The 21,503-nt window shown below is 63.2% G+C and carries 20 protein-coding genes; 14 read left to right on the top strand and 6 right to left on the bottom strand.

Annotated features, from left to right (window positions below; all coding sequences use genetic code 11):
* Window positions 1-174: 174 nt before the first annotated feature.
* The gene (locus tag ANTHELSMS3_RS13705; RefSeq protein WP_198319815.1) at window positions 175-1,122 is read left to right on the top strand and encodes a tetratricopeptide repeat protein; all 948 of its coding nucleotides are present in this window, start codon (window positions 175-177) and stop codon (window positions 1,120-1,122) included.
* Window positions 1,123-1,126: 4 nt separating this feature from the next.
* Here the strand turns inward: ANTHELSMS3_RS13705 and hpt are convergent, their stop codons facing one another.
* The gene (gene hpt / locus ANTHELSMS3_RS13710; RefSeq protein WP_094035360.1) at window positions 1,127-1,666 is read right to left on the bottom strand and encodes a hypoxanthine phosphoribosyltransferase; all 540 of its coding nucleotides are present in this window, start codon (window positions 1,664-1,666) and stop codon (window positions 1,127-1,129) included.
* A gap of 69 nt (window positions 1,667-1,735) precedes the next feature.
* Between hpt and ANTHELSMS3_RS13715 the strand changes: the two genes are divergently transcribed.
* The 3 genes from ANTHELSMS3_RS13715 to ANTHELSMS3_RS13725 all read left to right on the top strand — a co-directional run bounded on the left by ANTHELSMS3_RS13715 (window position 1,736) and on the right by ANTHELSMS3_RS13725 (window position 4,185).
* On the top strand, window positions 1,736-2,179 hold the full coding sequence (locus ANTHELSMS3_RS13715; protein ID WP_094037125.1) for a type II toxin-antitoxin system RatA family toxin: 444 nt from the start codon (window positions 1,736-1,738) through the stop codon (window positions 2,177-2,179).
* Window positions 2,180-2,361: 182 nt separating this feature from the next.
* Window positions 2,362-2,859, top strand: coding sequence for a hypothetical protein (locus ANTHELSMS3_RS13720; protein ID WP_094035361.1), 498 nt, complete (start codon window positions 2,362-2,364; stop codon window positions 2,857-2,859).
* Window positions 2,860-2,916: 57 nt separating this feature from the next.
* A complete protein-coding gene (locus tag ANTHELSMS3_RS13725; protein ID WP_094035362.1) occupies window positions 2,917-4,185 on the top strand; it encodes an MmgE/PrpD family protein in 1,269 nt (422 codons plus the stop codon).
* Window positions 4,186-4,332: 147 nt separating this feature from the next.
* On the opposite strand, the gene ANTHELSMS3_RS13730 is transcribed toward ANTHELSMS3_RS13725, so the two are convergent.
* The 4 genes from ANTHELSMS3_RS13730 to ANTHELSMS3_RS13745 all read right to left on the bottom strand — a co-directional run bounded on the left by ANTHELSMS3_RS13730 (window position 4,333) and on the right by ANTHELSMS3_RS13745 (window position 7,812).
* On the bottom strand, window positions 4,333-5,511 hold the full coding sequence (locus tag ANTHELSMS3_RS13730) for an ammonium transporter (protein ID WP_094035363.1): 1,179 nt from the start codon (window positions 5,509-5,511) through the stop codon (window positions 4,333-4,335).
* 224 nt (window positions 5,512-5,735) lie between these two features.
* Window positions 5,736-6,203 carry a CinA family protein gene (locus tag ANTHELSMS3_RS13735; RefSeq protein WP_094035364.1) on the bottom strand — a complete coding sequence of 156 codons (468 nt, stop codon included), beginning with the start codon at window positions 6,201-6,203 and terminating at the stop codon, window positions 5,736-5,738.
* A complete protein-coding gene (locus ANTHELSMS3_RS13740) occupies window positions 6,200-6,685 on the bottom strand; it encodes a phosphatidylglycerophosphatase A family protein (protein ID WP_094035365.1) in 486 nt (161 codons plus the stop codon). Before ANTHELSMS3_RS13740 ends, ANTHELSMS3_RS13735 begins: the two co-directional genes overlap by 4 nt.
* A complete protein-coding gene (locus ANTHELSMS3_RS13745; RefSeq protein WP_094037126.1) occupies window positions 6,682-7,812 on the bottom strand; it encodes a bifunctional 2-C-methyl-D-erythritol 4-phosphate cytidylyltransferase/2-C-methyl-D-erythritol 2,4-cyclodiphosphate synthase in 1,131 nt (376 codons plus the stop codon). The genes ANTHELSMS3_RS13740 and ANTHELSMS3_RS13745 overlap by 4 nt, the downstream gene beginning before the upstream one ends.
* A 197-nt stretch (window positions 7,813-8,009) precedes the next feature.
* Here ANTHELSMS3_RS13745 and dusB point away from each other — a divergent pair, with 197 nt between their 5' ends.
* The 6 genes from dusB to ANTHELSMS3_RS13775 all read left to right on the top strand — a co-directional run bounded on the left by dusB (window position 8,010) and on the right by ANTHELSMS3_RS13775 (window position 15,924).
* Window positions 8,010-8,990 (top strand): tRNA dihydrouridine synthase DusB, encoded by a 981-nt coding sequence (gene dusB, locus ANTHELSMS3_RS13750; protein WP_254694740.1) that lies wholly within the window; start codon window positions 8,010-8,012, stop codon window positions 8,988-8,990.
* Window positions 8,990-10,072, top strand: a complete 1,083-nt coding sequence (locus ANTHELSMS3_RS13755; protein WP_094035367.1) for a two-component system sensor histidine kinase NtrB — start codon at window positions 8,990-8,992, stop codon at window positions 10,070-10,072. The genes dusB and ANTHELSMS3_RS13755 overlap by 1 nt, the downstream gene beginning before the upstream one ends.
* Window positions 10,073-11,443: a response regulator gene (locus ANTHELSMS3_RS13760; RefSeq protein ID WP_094035368.1), complete on the top strand. Its 1,371-nt coding sequence runs from the start codon at window positions 10,073-10,075 to the stop codon at window positions 11,441-11,443. It abuts the gene before it with no gap.
* A gap of 131 nt (window positions 11,444-11,574) precedes the next feature.
* Complete coding sequence (locus ANTHELSMS3_RS13765) at window positions 11,575-13,833, top strand: sensor histidine kinase NtrY-like (protein WP_094035369.1); 2,259 nt, start codon at window positions 11,575-11,577, stop codon at window positions 13,831-13,833.
* Between the two features lie 24 nt (window positions 13,834-13,857).
* A complete protein-coding gene (gene ntrX / locus ANTHELSMS3_RS13770) occupies window positions 13,858-15,273 on the top strand; it encodes a nitrogen assimilation response regulator NtrX (RefSeq protein WP_094035370.1) in 1,416 nt (471 codons plus the stop codon).
* 15 nt (window positions 15,274-15,288) lie between these two features.
* Complete coding sequence (locus ANTHELSMS3_RS13775; protein ID WP_254694741.1) at window positions 15,289-15,924, top strand: hypothetical protein; 636 nt, start codon at window positions 15,289-15,291, stop codon at window positions 15,922-15,924.
* A gap of 362 nt (window positions 15,925-16,286) precedes the next feature.
* Here the strand turns inward: ANTHELSMS3_RS13775 and ANTHELSMS3_RS13780 are convergent, their stop codons facing one another.
* Window positions 16,287-16,754: a GNAT family N-acetyltransferase gene (locus ANTHELSMS3_RS13780; protein ID WP_094035371.1), complete on the bottom strand. Its 468-nt coding sequence runs from the start codon at window positions 16,752-16,754 to the stop codon at window positions 16,287-16,289.
* Between the two features lie 125 nt (window positions 16,755-16,879).
* Here ANTHELSMS3_RS13780 and trkA point away from each other — a divergent pair, with 125 nt between their 5' ends.
* The 4 genes from trkA to hflX all read left to right on the top strand — a co-directional run bounded on the left by trkA (window position 16,880) and on the right by hflX (window position 21,493).
* Window positions 16,880-18,256 (top strand): Trk system potassium transporter TrkA, encoded by a 1,377-nt coding sequence (gene trkA / locus ANTHELSMS3_RS13785; protein ID WP_094035372.1) that lies wholly within the window; start codon window positions 16,880-16,882, stop codon window positions 18,254-18,256.
* Window positions 18,257-18,328: 72 nt separating this feature from the next.
* The gene (locus tag ANTHELSMS3_RS13790; RefSeq protein WP_094035373.1) at window positions 18,329-19,837 is read left to right on the top strand and encodes a TrkH family potassium uptake protein; all 1,509 of its coding nucleotides are present in this window, start codon (window positions 18,329-18,331) and stop codon (window positions 19,835-19,837) included.
* A 136-nt stretch (window positions 19,838-19,973) separates the two neighbouring features.
* Window positions 19,974-20,213 carry an RNA chaperone Hfq gene (gene hfq, locus ANTHELSMS3_RS13795; RefSeq protein ID WP_023849333.1) on the top strand — a complete coding sequence of 80 codons (240 nt, stop codon included), beginning with the start codon at window positions 19,974-19,976 and terminating at the stop codon, window positions 20,211-20,213.
* Window positions 20,214-20,230: 17 nt separating this feature from the next.
* Window positions 20,231-21,493, top strand: coding sequence for a GTPase HflX (gene hflX, locus ANTHELSMS3_RS13800; protein ID WP_094037128.1), 1,263 nt, complete (start codon window positions 20,231-20,233; stop codon window positions 21,491-21,493).
* The last annotated feature ends 10 nt before the right edge of the window (window positions 21,494-21,503 follow it).

The raw sequence follows: 21,503 nt of genomic DNA on the forward strand, positions 1-21,503 counted from the left end.
AATACCTGCAGCATAATATCGCAGGCGATTGTGACAATCACATTCTTGTTTCGACGATCTTTCAGCGTCTTCGCAAGCGTTTACTGTTTTCCATGCCGCAGTTTCGTGCCGTTTGACCGGAACCCGGCGGCGCGGCTATCCTTTGCGCACTGACATTTTTTCATGAGGCCTTTGATGTACCGTTCTCTTGTCGCGCTTATTGCGCTCTGGCCGCTGGCTGCCCCGGCCCAAGGTGCGTTGGACGCACCGGTTTCCCCCGCCTTGGCAGAGGCCCGCGATCACTGGCTGAACGGGCGCTATGACGGCATCTGGGACACCGTCCGGCAAGAGGCCGAAGACGGCCATCCGGTGGCGCAAAACATGCTGGGCGCCGGTCTGTCAGAAAAGGACAGCGGACAGGGGCTCCCCTATGATCCGGCGGCCGCGCTGGACTGGTACGGGCGCGCCGCTGCACAGGGCTTTGCCCGCGCGCATTTCAACATGGCGCTGTTCTGGCAAGAGGATCACGCAGGTTTTGGCATCGACTATGCCAAGGCCCGCGCAGAGGCCGAAACCGCCGTCGCGCTGGACTATCCGCAGGCCTACAACATCCTTGGCGACATGGCGCACCACGGGCGCGGCACCCCGGCGGACATGGTGCAGGCGCTGGAGTGGTATCGCAAGGGGGCCGATGCGGGCACCTTCAACGGGCTGCGTGAGGTCGGCTATGCCTACTATCACGGCAATGGCGTCGCCGAGGACGTCGACCTGTCGCGCCTCTATCTGGAACGCGCGGTCGCCGCCGGCGACAAGAAAGCCATCCCCGATCTGGCTTGGCTCTATGAAGGCAACGACGGCATCGCACAGGATCTGGTGAAGTCATGGCTGCTCTACCGGCTGGGCGTCGAACGCGGCGTGCCCAAGGCAGCCTATGAACTCGGCCTGTTTGTCGCCTGGGCCGACTACAAAGGCCACTGGCACAACCCGGTTCAGGGCTACGGGTATTGCCTTGTGGCTATCGACTGGGGCCATACCCTCAACGACGCTGACATCGCTGAGGAATGCGAACTTCTGGCCGAGGGGTTCGACGACGACCAGCGCGCCGCCGCCCGAGCCTTTGCCGAGGACATCAAGACCCGCTAAGCCATCAGTCGGTGAACCGCACCTTGCCGATATAGGGCAGGTTGCGGTTCCGTTGGGCAAAGTCGATGCCGTAGCCGACCACAAACTCATCGGGGATCTCGAACCCGATCCAGTCGGCCCGCACCTCCACCTCGCGCCGCGTCGGCTTGTCCAGCAGGGCGATCACCTTCAACTTGCGCGGCCCGCGCGCATTCAGCAGGTGGATCACATGGTGCATGGTGAACCCTGTGTCGATGATATCCTCGACCACCAGCACATCGCGCCCCTCGATCCCGCCGCGCAAGTCCTTGAGAATGCGCACCTCTCGGCTGCTTTCCATCGCGCTCCCGTATGAGGACGCCTCCAGGAAATCGACCTCCACCGGCAGGTCCAGCTCGCGCACCAGATCGGCGATGAACACGAAACTGCCGCGCAGCAATCCCACCACCACCAGCTTGTCAGTGTCCGCAAACTCACGGTCGATCTCGCGCGCCAGCGCCTCGATCCGGGCGGCGATGGATTTGGCAGAGATCATCTTGTCTACGACATATGGACGCTGTGTCATGGCTTTCCCTTGAAACTTCGCCGTGACAATACGAAATCCACCGCCATTGTCAGTCCCGAAAAGAGCGACATGCCGACCCACTCAGAGACCCGAAAACTGCCCTATTCCGCCCAACAGATGTACGATCTGGTGGCCGATGTGGGATCGTACCACGAATTCCTGCCGTGGACGGCGGCGGCGCGCATCCGGTCGCGCCAGCAAGTGGATGACCATGAGGTGATGCTTGCGGACCTCGTGATCTCGTTCAAAGTCTTCCGTGAGAAATTCGGCAGCCGCGTCACCCTGTGGCCGGACGAAAAACGGATCGACACGGAATACCTTGATGGCCCGTTCAAGCATATGATTTCAAAATGGAAATTCCGAGATGTGGACGGCGGGGTAGAGGTCGATTTCTTTGTCGATTTCGAATTCCGCAATCGCATCCTGCAGGGCGCGGCGGGGATGTTTTTCTACGACGCCATGCAGCGCGTCGTCCGTGCGTTTGAACGCCGCGCGGCAGAGCTTTACGGCTAAGCGCGCCATCCGCCGTCCTTGGCGCACCTCGTCCCGGACGTGATCCGGGATCTCGCCCGCCGTCCCCAAAGCGACCGTTAACCATCTGTTTGGAAATGGGACCGGGGCTGGGCGCTTTGCCCAGAAATTGCCCGATTTCCGGCCCATGTCTTACGCTTCTGTTACCAACCGAACCCAAAGCCATGCCCGCCGTCTTTAACATTGCCGCGCTGTTTCTGCCCCAGACGCAGACCCTCGGGATGCCGCAGGCCGCGAAATCCGCCGCCCGTCTGGTGCCGCCCGGACAGGCGTATACAGCAGCACAGGCCGCGCCGAGCCCCACCGCCCCGTTTGGCGCGGGGGCGCCGATGGCCACCGGGGCCGTCCTGCCGCCTTCGGCGCAACTGCCCGTGCCTGCGCCGCCGCCTGTTGTCTCGACCAATCAGACCGGTTTGATCGCCGCCGCCGCCATCAACGGGCTGGACCGCGCACCCGAGGACAGGCCGCGCGACCCGCATCAGAACCGCCGCGAACCCGCGACCGTTTCGCCGGACCAACGCGCGGAACAGCGCCCCACATCCGCCGCGCAAGACGTGGTGCCAAGGGGACTGCCCGGCGGTCCCGCGCCCTCGGCCGCTGGCGGCACCGTCCATCAGGCCGCGCCCGGTTACGGCGCGGCGCGCATGGCCCTTCACGGCTGACTTTACCTCGCCGCACATCCCGTTAGTGTCGCGCCGGACCACAACCCGGAGCGCGCAATGACATCCCCCTTTACCCCGATCATCGACGCCGCCCGCGCCGCCGACACCGATACCGCCCGCGCCATCATGGCGCTCTCGGCGCTCGACTGGGCGGCCTGCGGAATCGCCGGACAGGCCGAGCCGGTCAGCGTCAAGACCCGCGCCCTGATCGGGGATGAGGGCGGCGCCCCACAGGCCACGCTTTTTGGCGGGGGCAGGGCACCGATGCGCGGCGCGGCGCTGGTCAATGGCGCGACCTCACATGCGCTGGACTATGACGATACCCATTTCGCCCATATCGGCCACCCTTCTGTGGCCGTCCTGCCCGCCGCGCTGGCAGTCGGAGAGCGTTACGGCAAGACCCTGCCGCAGATCCTCGACGCCGCCCGCCTCGGGGCAGAGGCCTCGATCCGCTTTGGCCTGCGCTTTGGCCGCGCGCATTATCAGGCGGGCTATCACCAGACCGCCACCGCCGGGGCCTTTGGCGCATGCCTCGCCGCTGCGGAACTGATGGACCTGACCGAAGACCAGACCCTGCACGCCCTCGGCCTTGTCTCGACTCGCGCCTCCGGCCTGAAATCGCAGTTCGGCACCATGGGCAAACCCTTCAACGCCGGAATCGCCGCGTCCAACGGGGTCGAATCCGCGTGGCTCGCCGCGCAGGGGTTCATCTCGAACCCCGACGCGCTCGATACCACCAACGGCTTTGTTCAGACCCACATCTGCGACGGAGACACAACGCAGCCGCCCGGCGCTCTGCTGGAAACCCTCAGCCACAAATACCACGCCTGTTGCCACGGGTTGCACGCCACGCTAGAGGCGCTGGCCCTGCTGCCGCGCCCCGACGCAACACAGGTCAAAGCCGTCACAATCACCACTCATCCGCGCTGGCTGACCGTCTGCAACATCGCCGCGCCGCGCACCGGGCTAGAGGCGAAATTCTCCTACCGCCTTGTGGCGGCGTTGTCCCTGCTGGGCCATGACACGGCGGCGCTCGACACCTTTTCCGACGCGCTGTGTACCGATCCGCAGATCATCGCCCTGCGTGACCGCGTCACGGTACAAACCGACGACACCCTGAAGGAAACAGAGGCACTGCTAACGCTCGACACCGACGGCAGTTATGAGGCGCATTTTGATCTGGAGGCGCCGATGCCGCTGGACACCCGCGCCAATCGCCTGCGCGCCAAGGCGGCGGCCTTGGTGGGCCCCGACCGCGCCGCCGCCCTCTGGCAAGCCATCGAGTCCGGGGATCGCGCGGCATTCAGCGCCGAAATCGCCGGGTGAAATGTCAGCGCCCTTGAGGGCGAGGTGTTAACGATCCGTAAAAACGCCTCTGTAACCCATTGATTTTACAGGGCCGGGTTTCTGTGCACGCGTGGACAGAAAAAGCGGACCCCGCAGGGCCCGCTTTCAAATCGCTCCCGTCAGGGATCAACTCGCATGATCATAGGCCCGTTCGCCATGCACGGTGATGTCCAGCCCATTCACCTCGGTCTCATCATCGACCCGTAGGGGCGTGATCGCCTTGACCACAAAGATCAGGACCGCGGTCACCACAACGGTAAAGACCCCGACCACCGCCAGAGACCCCAACTGTGCCGCCCATGATCCAAGGCCAAAGACCGCGATCATGATCGTCCCAAAGATCCCGCCGACGCCATGCACCGCAAAAACATCCAGCGTGTCGTCGATCTTCATCTTGTTGCGGATCAGGTTGACCGCCTCTTGGCAGAGAATGCCCGCCACAGCCCCGATGATCAGCGCCTGCACCGGCCCGACAAAGCCTGACGCCGGGGTGATCGAGGCAAGCCCCGCAATTGTCCCCGTCACCATGCCCACCATGGACGACTTGCCGAATTTGATCCGCTCCCACAGCGCCCATGTCAGTGAGGCCGCCGCCGCCGACAGATGCGTGACAGTCAGCGCCATCGCAGCCCCTCCGTCCGCCGCCAGCTGCGAGCCCCCGTTAAAGCCGAACCATCCGACCCACAGCATCGCCGCCCCGATCATCACATAGCCCGGGTTGTGCGGCGGCGTGGTGTGGTTCTTGCGCGGCCCAAGGAAGAACGCGATCAGCAGCGCCGCAAGCCCTGCCGTTTCATGCACCACGATACCGCCCGCGAAATCCTTGACGCCGGTCTCCCCAAAGATCCCGCCATCGGCCAGCATCCCGCCGCCCCAGACCCAATGGACCACCGGCGCATAACACAGCAGCATCCACAGGCCCGAGAACAGCAGCACAAAGCCAAAGCCGACCCGCTCTACATAGGCCCCCACAATCAGCGCCGGTGTGATGATCGCAAAGGTCATCTGAAAGGCAAAGAACAGCACCTCGGGCAGAGTGCCCGCCAGCGTGTCTGCGGTGATGCCGTTCAGAAATGCCTTGTCCAGCCCGCCCCAGATCGCGTTCCCCTCGCCGAAAGCGATGGAATAACCCACGACAAACCACAGAACGCTCATCAGACAGGCGATGGCGTAGCACTGCATAAAGACGCTCAACACGTTCCGTGACCGCACAAGCCCGCCGTAAAACAGCGCCAGCCCCGGCAATGTCATAAACAGCACCAGCGCCGTCGCCACGATGATCCAGGCGGTATCCGCTCCGTTCATATCCCTCATCCCTCCGTTAGGTTGGCAGGCAGGAAGCGGATTTTGATTGCGGAAAAAAGCAGCAAGGCGTCGAGGGGTGGCGTAAAATGCCAGCATTTCGCAAAGAGCAACGGATTTGTGCGGAAAAAATCGCGAATGCGGATAAATTAAGCGTGGTTGAGTCGCTTGCGCTGCTGGTAGGTGCGCGCTCTGACCGGTGCCCCGACCGTCCAGAGCCGTCTGGCTCAGCCAAGCCCCGACATCAACAGGCGCAACGCGTGGTCCCGTGCCGCCGCGCGCACCTCTGCGCGACCCAGGGCGCCATGATCGATGGTCTGGGTCGTGACGCCATTGGCCGTCGCCAGCCCGTAGCAAACCCGCCCCTCGGGTTTGAACTCGGACCCGCCGGGACCGGCAATCCCGCTGATCGCCACCGCCACGTTCGCCCGCGCCGCCCCCCGCGCGCCCATGGCCATTTCGCGCGCGACCTCTTCCGACACCGCGCCATGCGCTTCCAGCGTGGCGGGCGACACGCCCAGCATTTCGGTCTTTGCCAGATTGGAGTAGGTGACAAAGCCGCGTTCAAACGCAGCGGAAGATCCGGCAATATCAGTGATCGCGGCGGCGACCATGCCGCCGGTACAGCTTTCGGCGGTGGTGACGGTCTGGCCGGTTTGTGTCGCCTTCTCGACGATGTGCTGCGCGATCGTCACATCAGCATCCCATGTGAGATCCCGGCCAGCACAACGGTGATCATCGCGGCGAGGATCCCCGCCAGCACGTCGTCTAGCATAACGCCCAAAGGGGAGCCCATACGATCAACAGCTCCAATGATCCACGGTTTCCAGATGTCGAACAGCCGAAACAGGACAAAGCCCGCGATCCAGCCGGGCCATAGCTGCCACAGATCAACCGACATCAGAATCGCTCCATAACTGATTGGAAACAAGGCGATCCACTGGCCGACCAGTTCATCGACAACCACCCATGACGGATCTTCGCCGTGACCGTCGGCTGTCAGTTTGATCACCGCAAGCCACCCCAACCCGAAGGCGGCGATGGTCAACACCAGCAACAGCCAAAAGCCGCCAATCATGTGCACGCCGTAGGCCAGCGGCAGCGCTGCCAGTGAGCCCCATGTGCCCGGCGCGGGGCGCAGATATCCAACACCGCCGACAGAGGCCAGCCACCTCATGAGGACACCAGTGTTGCAGTGGCCAGCGCGGCGATGCCTTCTTCGCGTCCGGTAAAGCCCAACCGCTCTGACGTGGTGGCCTTGATCGATATGCGGCTGCTGTCCAAATCCATGACATCTGCCATTTTCGAAGTCATTTCTGCGGCATGTGGGCCGATCTTTGGTCGCTCACAGATCAGCGTCAGGTCGATGTTGCCGATTGCATAGCCTCGCGTGCGGGCCAGATTGACCGCATGACGCAGGAAAATCGCACTCTCGGCGCCCTTCCACTTCGGATCGGAGGGAGGAAAGTGCCGTCCGATGTCGCCCTCGGCCAGCGCACCGTAAAGGGCGTCCGTAACCGCGTGCATGCCCACATCGGCATCAGAATGCCCTTTGAGCTTGTGCGTGTGCGGGACGGCGACGCCGCAGAGCATGACATGGTCACCGTCCTCAAACGCGTGCACGTCGAACCCATTGCCAAGCCTTACATCCATATTCCCTCGTAACTGTTTGGCAGCACGGGAAAAATCCCCCGCTTCGGTGATTTTCAGGTTGGCCTCGTCGCCGGGTACGATGGCCACTGTCATGCCCGCCGCACGGGCCACGGCCACATCATCTGCCGCACCACCAGTATGGGCGCGATGAGCGGACAGAATTTGCGCGAAATCAAACCCTTGCGGGGTCTGCGCGCGGTATAGCCCGGTGCGGTCTTGTGTTCCCGATACCAGCCCTGCATCGCCGGTCCACAGCGCATCCGTAACGGCCAGCGCCGGGGCCGCGCCCGCATGGGTGTCCAGCGCCGCCAGAACCGCCTCTATGACGGTGGCAGTCACGCAAGGGCGCGCCACGTCATGGATCAGCACCTTGTCTGGCGCGAATTCCGCCAATGCCTCCAGCCCCGCCAGCACAGATGCGGCCCGCTCTGCGCCACCCGAAATGAGCCGCACATCCAGTCCCTGCGCCGCTGCCTCGGCCTCGGCTCTGTCGTCGGGGTGGATCACCATGACGATCGGCCCGCGCCCGGTAAAGGCCGCAAGCGTCCAGCGCGCCACGGGTTGGCCGCCAACGCATTGCCATTGTTTCGGAAGTTCCCCGCCAGCCCGCGTGCCACGGCCTGCGGCGACGATGATGATCCCAGTGTTCATGGCCTGCCCGTCGTTTTCGCTCTTTGTCATAGGCCCTGACGGGCCATGGCGCAATCAGTCGGAGTGTGTGCCTGTTTTTTGTGCGCATAGCCGGGATGCGCCCGGAAAAAGGGCCTGACCGATTGTGGAAAACGCTGTTTTCCCATAAATCTGACGACCAGAGGGCACACGCTCGCCATTGCACAAGGACTGGGCATTTGGGCTTTGATCTTGGAGATCGGCAGATCACCGTTCCTGTTTTGCTGGCACCGCTGGCGGGAATCACCGATCTGCCGTTTCGCACACTTGTTTCGCGCTTTGGCGCTGGTCTTGTTGTGTCCGAGATGATCGCCAGCGGCGAATTTCTGACCGCGCGCCCCGGCACGCGGGAAAAGGCCGAACTGGGCGCGCAGATAGAGAATACGTCGGTTCAGATCGCCGGTCGAGAGGCGGGACCGATGGCAGAGGCGGCGCGCCGGGTGGCCGATATGGGCGCGCGGGTGATCGACATCAACATGGGGTGCCCTGCGAAGAAGGTGACAGGCGGATGGTCCGGGTCGGCGCTGATGCGGGCGCCGGATCACGCGCTGCGCCTGATAGAGGCGGTTGTTGAGGCGGTGGATTTACCAGTGACGTTAAAGACGCGGCTTGGCTGGGATGTGGACTGTTTGAACGCGCCGGATCTGGCGCGCAGGGCCGAAGGTGCAGGCGTCAGGATGATCGTCATTCATGGCCGCACGCGCTGTCAGTTTTACAAGGGTGCGGCCAACTGGGCCGCAATAAATGAGGTGAAGAGCGCTGTGCAAGTGCCTGTAATTGCGAACGGAGATGTCGTTGACGCCTCCGCTGCCAAAGACGCGCTGCGCCTGTCCGGGGCGGATGGCGTCATGATCGGACGCGGGGCGCAAGGGGCCCCTTGGCGGTTGGCGCAGGTTGCCCATGCCCTGTACGGCGCACCAAAACCGGACGTGCCCCGGGGCCGTGCGTTGATCGATATGGTCTGCGGACACTATGAGGCCATGCTGGACTTCTACGGGGCCACTCTGGGCAACCGTGTCGCGCGCAAACATCTGGGATGGTACATGGATGCCGCCAACACGCCGCCAACGTTGCGCAAACGCCTGCTGACTGAACGGGACACGCGTGCCGTCCTGAGCCTGCTGCCAGAGGCGCTGAGCGCCGAGGCGGAGGTCGCGTGATGGGCGAACTGGACACGAATATCTGGTCGTCACTGCCAGTTCCGGCAATCCTGATCGACGAGAATGACCAGATCGGCGATCTGAACCCGGCCGCCGAAGGGTTCATGAATAACTCGGCCAAGTGGTTGACCGGGCAGCCAATCTGGGACCGGCTGGCGGTTGACGCACCGCTGGAGGAAAGTTTCGCGCGTGCCCGCGAACAGGGCACGCCGCTATTTGTGAATGACGTCGACGTCGGCACCGGCAACCGCCCACCATTGGTCTGTAATCTGCAAATCGCACCGCTGACGGACAAGCCGGGCTGGATGATCATGCTGATCAGTCCGCGTGAACTGGCCGGGCGCATGACGCAAAGCCATTCGGTCAAATCGGCGGCAAAATCGGCCATCGGCATGGCGGAAATGCTGGCGCATGAGATCAAGAACCCGCTGGCGGGCATCGCCGGGGCCGCACAGCTTCTCAGTATGAGCTTGTCTCCGGAAGACCTTGAATTAACGGATCTTATCGTGGTCGAGACTCGGCGCATCGTCAAGTTGCTGGAACAGGTTGAACAGTTCGGCAACCTGTCGGCCCCTGAACGGCGCGAGGTCAACATTCACGATGTTCTGGACCGCGCCCGCCGCTCCTCATTGCTGGGATTCGGCGCGCACATGAAGATCATCGAGGACTATGATCCCTCGTTACCCATGGCGCTGGGAGATCCTGACCAGCTTTTGCAGGTGATCCTGAACCTGATCAAGAACGCATCGGAGGCGGCAGACCCACGGGAGGGGGGCACGATCCGCCTGCATACCTTCTATGAGCACAGCTTTCGCCTGCGCCGGGCTGACGGATCGGGTCAGACCCTGCCGCTGCAGGTCGAGATTATCGACGACGGACCCGGCCTGCCGCCGGACATCAAGGGCGACATCTTTGATCCCTTTGTGTCGGGCAAGGAAAACGGCACCGGCCTTGGTCTTGCCCTCGTGAGCAAGATCATTTCCGACCACGACGGGTGGATTTCGGTCGACAGCGTCCCGGGGCGGACGGTGTTTCGCATATCGCTGCCGCGCGCACCTGCGGCACCAAAGGAGAGCACATAAATGGATGGTACAGTTCTGGTTGCGGATGATGACCGCACGATCCGCACGGTTCTGACGCAGGCCCTGACCCGCGCCGGATGCAAGGTGCACGCCACCTCCAGCCTGACGACGCTGATGCGATGGGTGGCCGAGGGCAAGGGCGACGTCGTGATTTCCGATGTTGTCATGCCCGATGGCAATGGGTTGGAAATGCTGCCCAAAATCGCCGAGGACCGCCCCGGTCTGCCGGTGATCGTGATTTCGGCGCAAAACACCATCATGACGGCGATTCAGGCGGCAGAGGCCGAAGCCTATGACTACCTGCCCAAGCCTTTTGACCTGCCCGATCTGATGAAGCGGACCGCGCGGGCGCTGGAAAACCGCAATCGTGCCCCCCGGCGGGAAGAGCCGGTGGTGGGCGCCGATGAACCCGATGAACTGCCGCTGGTGGGCAAGACGCCCGCCATGCAAGGGCTGTACCGGCTTGTCGCGCGGGTGATGAACACCGATCTGCCAGTGCTGATCACCGGCGAAAGCGGCACCGGAAAATCGCTGATTGCCCGCGCATTGCATGATTTCAGCGACCGGCGGACGCTGCCTTTTGTGACTGTCAACAGTTCTGATCTGGCCGATCTGGATGGTCCGGCGCGGGTCTTGGCGCGGGTTCGGGGCGGCACGTTGTTGATTGATGAGATTGCCGACATCTCCGATGAGATTCAGGCCCGTATCGTGCGCATGATGGATGTGCCGGGCGATCATGTGCCACGGTTTCTGGCCTCGTCGCAGCATGATCCGCAATCGCTGATCGAAGATGGCAAGGTGCGGCAGGATCTGTTCTACCGGCTGGACGGAGCGGCGATTGCCGTGCCCAGCCTGCGGGAACGGGTTGAGGATATTCCGTTGCTGGCCGAACATTTCCTGAACCGTGCCGAACGTGAGGGCGCGCCGAAACGCTGGCTTTCTGAAGGGGCGGCGGATTTGTTCCGGGTCTATTCTTGGCCCGGCAATGTGCGCCAGTTGGAAAACGCGGTGCGCCGCCTCAGCCTGACCAGCCGCGCCGAGGAAATCACCCGCGCCGAGGTTGAGGCTGTGCTGGGCAACCAGCCCGAGACGGGCCCCGTGCTGCGTGGTGGTGACAGTGACAAGCTGGGCGAAAGCGTGGGCCGTCACCTGCGGCGCTACTTTGATCTGCACGGCGCGATGCTGCCGCCGCCCGGTCTGTATGGCCGCATCCTGCGCGAGGTAGAGGCCCCGTTGATCGAGATTGCATTGGAGGCCACCGGCGGAAATCAGGCGAAATGCGCCGATCTGCTCGGCATCAATCGCAATACTTTGCGCAAGAAGATCACCGACCTTGATATTCGCGTGACACGACGCCGCAAGTTGATGTAAAAGAGCCACATATGTGTGACCCCGCCGCCTCTGCGTGGTGAGAAGGTCACAAGGTTTGGCGGTTGCCGTCGTCTGGTCCCCCAGAGATGGCACTTTTACGAGGGTAGGCTGTGGCCACGCGGGCACGCTCTATGTTCCGGTCTCCGACTTGGGCGCTGTTTACGCGTCTGCGGCGGACACGGTTGTTTCAGAACGTCGTCACCCTGTTGCTGGTGGCGCTGGGGCCGGTGCTGGCTATTGCCACCTTCTTGGTGCTGGGGCCGCTGGATCAGGGCGCAACCGCGTTCAGCCTGCGACTCGTTTTGCTGGCCGATCTGGTCTACGTCTTGTTGCTGGCGGCGCTGGTTCTGGCCCGCGTGGCGCGCATGGTGGCCGACCGGCGGGCGCAATCGGCGGGTTCTCGCCTGCACCTGCGGCTGACGGCGGCCTTTGCCATGATGGCGCTGTTGCCGACCGTGACCGTGGCGGTCTTTGCGGTGCTGACCATCAACATCGGGCTGGAGACGTGGTTTTCCAGCCGGGTTCAGAACGTGGTCGGTGCCTCGCTTGCCGCGGCAGAGGCCTATGAGGCAGAAACCCGCGCGGGTCTGGTACAGGACGCGCGCGCGCTTGGGGCCTTTCTGGACGAAAACCGCCGCCGCAACTTTGTCATGGACGATGGCGAGTTGCGGCAGGTTCTCAGCCAAGGGCAGGGCCAGATCCAGCGCGGCCTGCGCGAGGCCTATGTGATCAACAGCGAAGGCGATATTCGCGCGCGGGGCGAACGGTCCTATCTTTTCGATTTCGAAGAGCCCGCGTCGGCGGATTTCCTGCGCGCCGATGCAGAGGGGCTGACCGTCATTCCCGACTGGGACAACAATGAGGTCCGCGCGCTGTTGCCACTGGAAGCCTTTGCAGACCGCTATCTTTATGTCAGCCGTCAGGTGGACGGGCAAATCCTCAACCTGCTGGACGAGACGCAGGAAACCGCGCGCTTTTATCAGCAGCAGGAAACCGAGCGGGGCAGGCAGTTGTTTGACTTTGCCTTGCTCTATCTGGGTTTTGCGCTGCTGTTGATCCTTGCGGCGACCTGGGCGGGCCTGTGGTTCGCCGAGCGGCTCAGCCGTCCGGTCGGGCGACTGACCGGCGCGGCACAGCTTGTCGGGTCCGGCGATCTGGACGTGCAGGTAAAGGAAGAGGACGGCGACGACGAAATCTCGATGCTGGGGCGCTACTTCAACCAGATGACCCGCCAGCTAAAGGCGCAGCGTGAAACGCTGTTGGAAAACACCCGCCAGATCGAACGACGCCAGCGGTTGTTTGATTCTGTGCTGTCCTCTGTCACCTCCGGTGTTGTGGGGCTGGACGCCGAAGGCAAGGTGACTTTTGTAAACCGCTCGGCGGAACGCCTGTTGGGCTGGCATGAAACCCATCGCTCGGTGCCGATGACGGTTGCGGTGCCGGAATTTGGCGCGCTGTTTGACCGGCTGCGGCAGGACGGGCTGGAGACGGCCCAGCAAGAGATCAAGGTCAGTCGCGAGGGGCGACTGGAACATCTGCTGGTGCGGCTGTCGACCCGGCGGCGCAAGGACCGCTCGCTAGAGGGGTATGTGGTGGCCTTTGACGATGTGACCGATCTGGTCAGTGCGCAGCGTATGGCGGCATGGGGCGATGTGGCGCGCCGCATCGCGCATGAGATCAAGAACCCGCTGACACCGATCAAACTGTCCGCCGAACGCATCAAGCGCAGCTTTGCCGGCAAGCTGGAAGAGCGCGACACCGGCAAGGTCAGCGACCTGACGGACCGCATCGTGCGCCAGACAGAGACGCTCAAACGTATCGTGGATGAGTTTTCCGAATTTGCCCGCATGCCGGAACCCAACCGCAAGCCAGAAGATCTGGCCGCGCTGCTGCGTGAGGCGGTGCTGTTGCAGGAAACCGGCCAGCCCAACGTGCATTTCGATATGCAGATCCCGGATGAACCGATGTGGGCGGATCTGGACGCGGACATGATTGGCGGGCAGGCGCTGCTGAACCTGATCAAGAACGCGGGTGAGGCGATTGAAACGCTTCAGGAACAAGGCGCGCCAGAGGGCCACCAGCCTGAAGTCCGCGTCACGGCCGAGGTGGCCGAGGATGGCCGCGCTGAAATCCGTATCATGGACAACGGCATCGGCTTGCCCGAAGATCGGGCGCGGCTGTTTGAGCCTTATGTGACGACGCGGGACAAGGGCACCGGTCTGGGCCTGCCCATCGTTAAGAAGATCATCGAGGAACACGGCGGAACGCTGACGCTGGAAGACGCGCCAGCCTTTGCCGAGGGCGCCCGTGCGGGCGCCATGGCGGTCATCCGACTGCCGCTGAACCGTACAGCAGAGGCACACCGCGCCGATGCTTTGGAAGGTGTGTGAGTACCAGCGAATGAGAGGGCAGAGATGAGTGACATCCTGATTGTCGACGATGAGCGCGATATCCGCGAATTGATCGGGGATATCCTTGAGGACGAAGGCTATGCGACCCGGCTGGCTGCCAACAGTCAGGAGGCGATGACCGAAATCAACGCCGAACCGCCCGCGCTGCTGATCCTCGATATCTGGCTGAAGGACAGCAAGATGGACGGGATCGACATTCTCAAGACCGTCAAGCGCGACAACCCCGACATCCCGGTGGTGATCATCTCGGGTCATGGCAACATCGAGATCGCCGTGGCGGCGATCAAGCAGGGGGCCTATGATTTCATCGAAAAGCCGTTCAACATTGACCAGCTTCTGGTGGTGATCCGCCGCGCGATGGAGGCATCCTTGTTGCGCCGCGAAAACACCCAGCTGAAACGCGGCGAGGTGAAATCGGCCGAGATGATCGGCGACAGTGCGTCGTTCCGCGCGCTGATCAGCCAGTTGGACAAAGTGACCAAATCCAATGGTCGGGTGATGCTGACCGGTCCGGCGGGTGCGGGCAAAGAGGTCGCCGCACGCTATGTCCACGCCCAGTCGAACCGTGCCAAGGCCCCGTTCGTGACCGTTAACTGCGCGGGCGTAGAGCCTGAGATGATGGAGGCGATGCTGTTTGGCCGCGAAACCGCCAAGCGCGGGGTTGAGCCGGGGTTGCTAGAACAGGCGCATGGCGGCGTAGTCTATTTCGACGAGGTCGCCGACATGCCCAACGGCACCCAGTCCAAGATCCTGCGCGTGCTGGTCGATCAACAGTTCACCCGTGTGGGGGGCAACGACAAGGTGCGTGTCGACCTGCGGGTGATTTCCTCCACCAACCGCGACTTGCAGACAGAGATTGCCGCAGGCCGGTTCCGGGAGGAACTGTATCACCGGCTGAATGTGGTACCGATTGCGGTGCCCTCGCTGGCAGAACGGCGGGAGGACATCCCGGTGCTGGCAGAACATTTCATCGAACAATGCAACCGCGCCCAGGGATTGCCTCTACGCCAGATGACCGAAGAGGCGGTGGCCCTGATGCAGACCATGACTTGGCCCGGCAACGTTCGCCAGCTCAAGAACCTTGTGGAACGGGTGCTGATTCTGGGCGATGGCACCGGCCCGATCGAGGCCCGCGAACTGCCGCAGGACAGCGCGCCGGGTGAGGGGGCAGAGGACCGCGTGGTGCTTTCGGGCACGCTGGCGACCCTGCCGCTGCGCGAGGCGCGCGAGGCGTTTGAGCGCGAGTACCTGCTGACGCAGATCAACCGGTTTGGCGGCAATATCTCCCGCACGGCGTCGTTTGTCGGCATGGAACGCTCGGCCCTGCACCGCAAGCTGAAGTCGTTGGGGGTTGTGACCTCGGCCAAATCCGGCGCGCGGATCGCGCGGGTGGATGGCACCTATACCGAGGCGACCTGACGCGGAGGGGCCGCAATGATTGTGACGCGACGCGGCGCGCTGGTGCTGACGGGTCTTGCCCTTGCGGGCTGCGCGGCTCCGATCCCGGGTGATGGACCAAGTGGTGGGCCAGAAGTCGGACCAGATGAAAGCGACAAGCTGTCCTTTGCCGCGGGGGCGGAGGGGCAGTCCGCCAAGATCGCCGCGGTAGAACAGGCGATTCTGGCACTGGGACCGGTGGTTGCGCCCGATGAGGCGGCGGCAGTGGCGCGGATCGCCGTGGTCGAGCCGCTGAACTGGGCGCGCGACTGGGATGCGGTGGACCCGCCGCTGATCCACAACATCGCCGTCAACACCGGGGTCAAGCCGCGTGGGTTGTGCAAACACTGGGCCGATGATCTTGAGGCGCGCTTGCGACAGGAGGGGTTGCAGAGCCTCAGCCTGCACCGCGCCATCGCCAATGCTGACAATCTGCGCATCGAACATTCCACGGTGATCGTCTCAACCCGCGGGGCGGCGATGGACACCGGTTTGGTGCTGGACCCTTGGCGTATGGGGCAGGGGCGGTTGTGGTTCGGACGGGTGGTTGAAGATCCCAAGTACCGTTGGGTGCCCCGTGCCGAGGTCTTTGCCATGAAGCGGGCGCGCCGGGCGCGGCGCGACGGACTATAGCTGGGGATTATAGCAGCGGTTTCTGACTGCGGTTTCTGACTGAGGATTCTGACTGAGGATTCTGGCCGGGGGCGTCGTGCGGGACTCGTCCCGGCCCTGCGGGCCGCAACATCGCCCGCCCGCCAACCCCGCCTTGTCGCGCCTGACGGCGCGTTGGCCGCTTCGCGATTCACCCGTGAACAAGCCCGCCTGTTCCCCGAACCCATCTCTCGCTTTCTTGCTGCCTGAGCCACCCGCGAGCGGGCTGCAAGGGCAAGCCGCCTGAAGGCGGGGCAAAGCCCCCTTGCAGCCCGCCCCCGCGCGTCTCTTTTCGGCATCAAGCGAGAGATGGCTCCGGGGGAACAGGCTTTATCGTTGTTGGGTCAGAGGACGCGCGCCATGAGAGCCTCACCCTGTGCGATGTGGCCCGTGCGTGTGAACCCGTATCTTTCGTAAAGTGGCAGGGCCGAACCGGGGCCGTCGACCACGCTGAGGCTGGCGCGGCTTTGCCCCGATGCGCGGGCGAGGTCTAGGAAATGGCGCAGGGCGGTCTGGCCGTGGCCTTTGCCCTGATGCTGTCTGTCGATAAGCAGCCGCCAGAGGTAGAACATGTTGCTATCAATGCCGCTGTCCGGGTCCGGAGCGGCCTCCGGCAGGCCGAAATGGATCATGGACATCAGGCCGATGGGTGTGTCGCCGTCCCAGATGCTCAGGATCGTGCTGCCGGGTTCATAGGCCTGTTGCGCGATGGTCACGGCGGCTGGCGCCACAAAATCGCGCTGCGCGGGGTGGATCTCAAGCGCGCAGAGCGCCCGCAGGTTGGTGCGGGTGATGGGGCGAAACAGGGTCATGGCGGCAGTTTGTGCGCCGCGCACATGGGGCGCAAGACCCGGCTGCCCGTTGACGGCGCCGCGCCTGCATGCGAAGCGATAGGTTCAACCGCCGAAATTCGGCGCAGGGGCAGGCTCAAGAGCGCATGAAGGTCATCATTTGCGGGGCAGGGCAGGTCGGCTGGCAGATTGCCCGTCACCTCTCAGGAGAGCGGAACGACGTTACGGTTGTGGACAACAACCCCGACCTCGTACGGCGCGCCACCGATACGCTGGACGTGCAGGGAATTGCCGGTTTTGCCTCCTATCCCGACGTTTTGGAAAAGGCCGGGGCAAAAGACGCGGACATGGTGATTGCCGCGACCTATTCCGATGAGGTCAACATGGTGACCTGCCAGGTGGCGCATTCGGTCTTTGCGGTTCCGCGCAAGATTGCCCGCCTGCGCGCCGAAAGTTACCTGACGGCGATCTATTCCGACCTGTACCGGCGCGATCACCTGCCCATCGACGTGGTGATCAGCCCGGAACGCGAGGTGGCCGAGGCCGCGTTGCAGCGGCTTGCCGCGCCTGCCGCCTTTGACACAGAGACCTTTCTTGATGGCAAGGCCCAGCTCATGGGGCTGTCCATTGATGAGGGCTGTCCGATCGTAAACACGCCTCTGCGGCAGTTGACCGATTTGTTTTCGACCCTGCGGTCGGTTGTGGTTGGGGTGCGCCGTGAGGGGCAGTTGTTTGCGCCGGAGTCGGGCGACCAGCTGTTCGTGGGCGACAGTTGCTACGTTGTGGTGCATTCCGAGGACGTGCAGCGCACCATGGAGATTTTCGGAAAAGCGCACCGCAAGCAGGAGCGCGTGGTGATTGTCGGCGGCGGCAATGTCGGCCTGTCGGTGGCGCGTGCACTGGAGGCGGGCAAGACCCGCATCCGCGCCAAGATGATCGAACGCAACCGCAAGAACGCCGAACGCGCCGCCGAGGAGCTGGAGCGCACCATCGTGTTGCACGGCGACGGGTTGGATGCCGCATTGCTGGTCGAGGCGGGAGTGGCGCGCGCCGATGCGGCGCTGTGCGTGACCGATGACGATAAGGTTAACATGCTGGCTGCCGTGCGTGCCAAGGCGGCAGGCTGTCCCATGGTGATCGCGCTGATCAACGACCCCACGCTGGTGCCGCTGATGGAACCTTTGGGCATCGACGCCTACATCAACCCGCGCTCTACGACTGTCAGTTCGATCCTGCGGCACATTCGGCATGGGCGCGTCAGCCAAGTCTATTCCATCGGCGACGCCGAGGCAGAGGTGATCGAAGCCGAAGTCATGTCGACCTCGCCCATCGCGGGCAGCCTAATCCGTGAGATCGATTTCCCCGAAGGTGTGTTGGTGGGGGCGGTCCGCAAAGGGGATAGGGTGGTCAAGCCGACCGGCACGTTGCGTATCGAGGAGGGCGATCAGATCGTGATCTTTGCCCTGACTGGAGACGTGGCAGAGGTCGAACGCCTGTTGCAGGTCTCGATTGACTTCTTCTAGGCGCATGTACGGGCAGGGGGCAATTGCGGCCGTCTCTGCGATACCCGGCCTTTGTTGGGCGGGGGACGTGCGATGAAGGCCATCGCGGGAATGCCGCTGTTTTTGTTGATGACGGGGCTGGGTGCGGCCTCGATGCTTCTGCCGGCCGCCTTTGCCTATGCGATCGAGGATTTCCACGACGCGCGGACGTTTTTCTATGGCGCTCTGCTGGGGTTGATCCTGACCGCACTGGTGGCGCTGGCGCTGGGCAACCAGCGCCACAATGAAAGCGCGTTGCGGCAGTTGGTGGCATTGGCGGCGGGTTTCGTCTTTTTGCCATTGATGTTTGCGGTGCCTTTCCACGAGGCGGTGCGCACCACCAGCTTTGGCAGTGCTTATTTCGAGATGGTGTCCAGTTTCACCACCACCGGGGCAACGCTTTTTGATGCCGCGCGGCTGTCGGGGCCGGAACATCTGTGGCGGGTGCAGGTGGGATGGATGGGGGGGTTGGTGATGTGGATCGCTGCCTCTGCCATCTTGGCTCCCTTGGCGCTGGGGGGCTTTGAGGTGACCGCCAGCGGAGAACCGGGCCAGTCCATGGCCGAGGGCGCGACGAACTCTGGCCCCACTGCGCCCAGCCAGCGCCTGATGCGCAGCGCAGAGACGCTGTTTCCGATCTATGCGGGGCTGACGCTGGCACTGACGGTTATGTTGTTGGTGGCAGGCGACCCGCCTTTGGTGGCGCTCAGCCATGCGATGTCGATCCTGTCGACCTCGGGGATCACACCGTTGTCGTCTCTGGGGGCCGCGCCCAGCGGGCTGGGCGGTGAGATGGTGTTGTTTTGCTTTTTCTTCTTTGCCCTGTCGCGGATGACCTTTTCGACCGACACCCGACAGGAGCGAGGGCTGTATTTCGACCCCGAATTCCGGCTGGGCGTGATCATCGTCGTCTCTGTGCCGCTGCTGCTGTTCCTGCGCCATTGGGTTGCCTCGTTCGACGTGGGAGAGGAACAGAACTGGATCGCCGGTCTGCGCGCGCTTTGGGGCGGGTTGTTCACCGCTGCGTCCTTTCTGACCACCACCGGTTTTGTCAGCGGCGACTGGGACACGGCGCAGGACTGGTCCGGCCTGCCGACGCCGGGGATCATCCTGATGGGTTTGGCGCTGGTAGGCGGCGGCGTGGCGACCACGGCGGGTGGGGTCAAGCTGATGCGCGTCTATGCACTGTACCTGAACGGCAAGCGTGAGATCGAAAGGCTGGTCCACCCCCATTCGGTCGGGCGCGCCGGGCCGATGGGGCGACGGATTCGTCGTGAGGGGGCCTTTATCGCTTGGGTCTTTTTCATGTTCTTTGCGGTCACACTGGCCGGCTTGACCATGGTTCTGGGGATCTACGGCGTCGATTTCGAACGCGCCATTGTGCTGACCATCGCCACATTGTCCAACACCGGCCCGCTGATTGGCGCGGCTCCGGCGCGGGTCATCGACCTTGCCGCCATGCGCTGGGACGCGCATCTGATCCTGTGCGGGGCCATGGTGTTGGGGCGGTTGGAATTGCTGGCAATCATCGTCATGATCAGCCCGGACCTGTGGCGTGAATAGTTGCGCGCAAACACGACTCAGGCAAGCGCCTGCCGATTTCCCGGATTTTCGGCTGGAAACTCCCGCAAGGGCAATCCATACTTGTCACAACGAGGGTGGCCCGGCGCGCGGGCCCGGCAAGAATAAAGGCAATTCAATGGCTTCTGACAGACAGAACCTGCAGGACGCATTTCTTAATCACGTTCGCAAGACCAAGGTACCCGTGACAGTCTTCCTGATCAACGGGGTCAAACTGCAGGGGGTCATCACCTGGTTTGATAATTTTTGCGTCCTGTTGCGCCGCGACGGGCAATCGCAGCTTGTGTACAAGCACGCAATTTCGACCATCATGCCCAGCCAGCCGATCAACCTGTATGACGGCGAAGGGGACGCGTGAAGGAACACGCTGCGCCCGTGACCCGCGCTTGGGTCCTGCATCCCGATATCAAAAACGACAAGGACCGGCGGAACGCCCGGATGGCCCTGGATGAGGCTGTGTCGCTGGCACATGCCTTGCCGGGGCTCGAGGTTGTGGGCGACACGATCGTGCCGTTGCCGCGCCCCCATGCGGGCGCGCTGTTCGGCACCGGCAAGATCGAAGAACTGCGCGCCCTGTTTGAGGCGCAAGAGATCGAATTGGTGCTGGTCGACGGCCCGGTGACCCCGGTGCAACAGCGCAATCTGGAAAAGACGTGGAAGGTCAAACTACTCGACCGGACCGGGCTTATTCTGGAAATCTTCTCGGACCGCGCCGCCACCCGCGAAGGGGTGTTGCAGGTCGAGATGGCGCACCTGTCCTATCAGCGCACCCGCCTTGTACGGGCCTGGACTCACCTTGAACGGCAGCGTGGCGGATTGGGGTTCGTCGGCGGCCCCGGTGAAACGCAGATTGAGGCAGACAGACGCGCCATCGACGAACAACTGGTGCGCTTGCGCCGCCAGTTGGACAAGGTGGTGCGCACACGCGAATTGCATCGCAAGGCGCGCGCCAAGGTGCCCTATCCGATTGTCGCGCTGGTGGGGTACACCAACGCCGGAAAATCCACGCTGTTCAACCGGTTGACCGGGGCCGATGTCATGGCCAAGGACATGCTGTTCGCCACGCTGGACCCGACCATGCGGGCGGTGCGATTGTCCACCGGGGCGGATGTGATCCTGTCCGATACCGTGGGTTTCATCTCTGATCTGCCGACCGAACTGGTCGCCGCGTTCCGCGCCACACTGGAAGAGGTGCTGGCCGCAGATGTGGTTGTGCATGTACGCGACATTTCGCACCCAGAGTCCGACGAACAGGCCAAAGACGTTCGCACCATCCTCGAAAGCCTCGGGGTGGCAGAGGACACCACGCAGATTGAGCTATGGAACAAACTTGACCGGCTAGAGCCTGAGGAAATCGAGGCGGTGCGCCAGCGGGCCGCGCGTGATCCTGCCGTGCATGCGGTCTCGGCCCTGACGGGCGAGGGGCTGGATGACTTCCTTGAGGCCGTGACAGAGGCGTTGGATGGGGAGCGGCTGCGCGACGATCTGGTGCTGGGCTTTGACGAAGGGCGCAAACGGGCGTGGCTCTTCGAAAAGGGTCTGGTCGAGAGTGAGCGTCAGGAAGAAGACGGTTACGTCATCTCGGTCCACTGGTCTGCGCGCGATCGAGCACGGTTTGAGGCGATGGACAAGGACTGAGGCCGCCCGC

Origin of the sequence: Antarctobacter heliothermus (assembly GCF_002237555.1) — a bacterium.
Classification (GTDB): Bacteria; Pseudomonadota; Alphaproteobacteria; order Rhodobacterales; family Rhodobacteraceae; genus Antarctobacter; species Antarctobacter heliothermus_B.

Bases quoted from the DNA above. Each gene is read 5' to 3' on its own strand.
- ANTHELSMS3_RS13775 (WP_254694741.1), top strand. From the start codon at position 15,289: ATGATTGTGACGCGACGCGGCGCGCTGGTGCTGACGGGTCTTGCCCTT.
- hpt (WP_094035360.1), bottom strand. From the start codon at position 1,666: ATGACACAGCGTCCATATGTCGTAGACAAGATGATCTCTGCCAAATCC.
- trkA (WP_094035372.1), top strand. From the start codon at position 16,880: ATGAAGGTCATCATTTGCGGGGCAGGGCAGGTCGGCTGGCAGATTGCC.
- ANTHELSMS3_RS13780 (WP_094035371.1), bottom strand. From the start codon at position 16,754: ATGACCCTGTTTCGCCCCATCACCCGCACCAACCTGCGGGCGCTCTGC.
- ANTHELSMS3_RS13765 (WP_094035369.1), top strand. From the start codon at position 11,575: ATGTTCCGGTCTCCGACTTGGGCGCTGTTTACGCGTCTGCGGCGGACA.
- ANTHELSMS3_RS13720 (WP_094035361.1), top strand. From the start codon at position 2,362: ATGCCCGCCGTCTTTAACATTGCCGCGCTGTTTCTGCCCCAGACGCAG.
- ANTHELSMS3_RS13725 (WP_094035362.1), top strand. From the start codon at position 2,917: ATGACATCCCCCTTTACCCCGATCATCGACGCCGCCCGCGCCGCCGAC.
- ANTHELSMS3_RS13730 (WP_094035363.1), bottom strand. From the start codon at position 5,511: ATGAACGGAGCGGATACCGCCTGGATCATCGTGGCGACGGCGCTGGTG.
- ANTHELSMS3_RS13715 (WP_094037125.1), top strand. From the start codon at position 1,736: ATGCCGACCCACTCAGAGACCCGAAAACTGCCCTATTCCGCCCAACAG.
- hfq (WP_023849333.1), top strand. From the start codon at position 19,974: ATGGCTTCTGACAGACAGAACCTGCAGGACGCATTTCTTAATCACGTT.
- ntrX (WP_094035370.1), top strand. From the start codon at position 13,858: ATGAGTGACATCCTGATTGTCGACGATGAGCGCGATATCCGCGAATTG.
- ANTHELSMS3_RS13745 (WP_094037126.1), bottom strand. From the start codon at position 7,812: ATGAACACTGGGATCATCATCGTCGCCGCAGGCCGTGGCACGCGGGCT.
- ANTHELSMS3_RS13740 (WP_094035365.1), bottom strand. From the start codon at position 6,685: ATGAGGTGGCTGGCCTCTGTCGGCGGTGTTGGATATCTGCGCCCCGCG.
- ANTHELSMS3_RS13790 (WP_094035373.1), top strand. From the start codon at position 18,329: ATGAAGGCCATCGCGGGAATGCCGCTGTTTTTGTTGATGACGGGGCTG.
- ANTHELSMS3_RS13760 (WP_094035368.1), top strand. From the start codon at position 10,073: ATGGATGGTACAGTTCTGGTTGCGGATGATGACCGCACGATCCGCACG.
- ANTHELSMS3_RS13705 (WP_198319815.1), top strand. From the start codon at position 175: ATGTACCGTTCTCTTGTCGCGCTTATTGCGCTCTGGCCGCTGGCTGCC.
- ANTHELSMS3_RS13755 (WP_094035367.1), top strand. From the start codon at position 8,990: ATGGGCGAACTGGACACGAATATCTGGTCGTCACTGCCAGTTCCGGCA.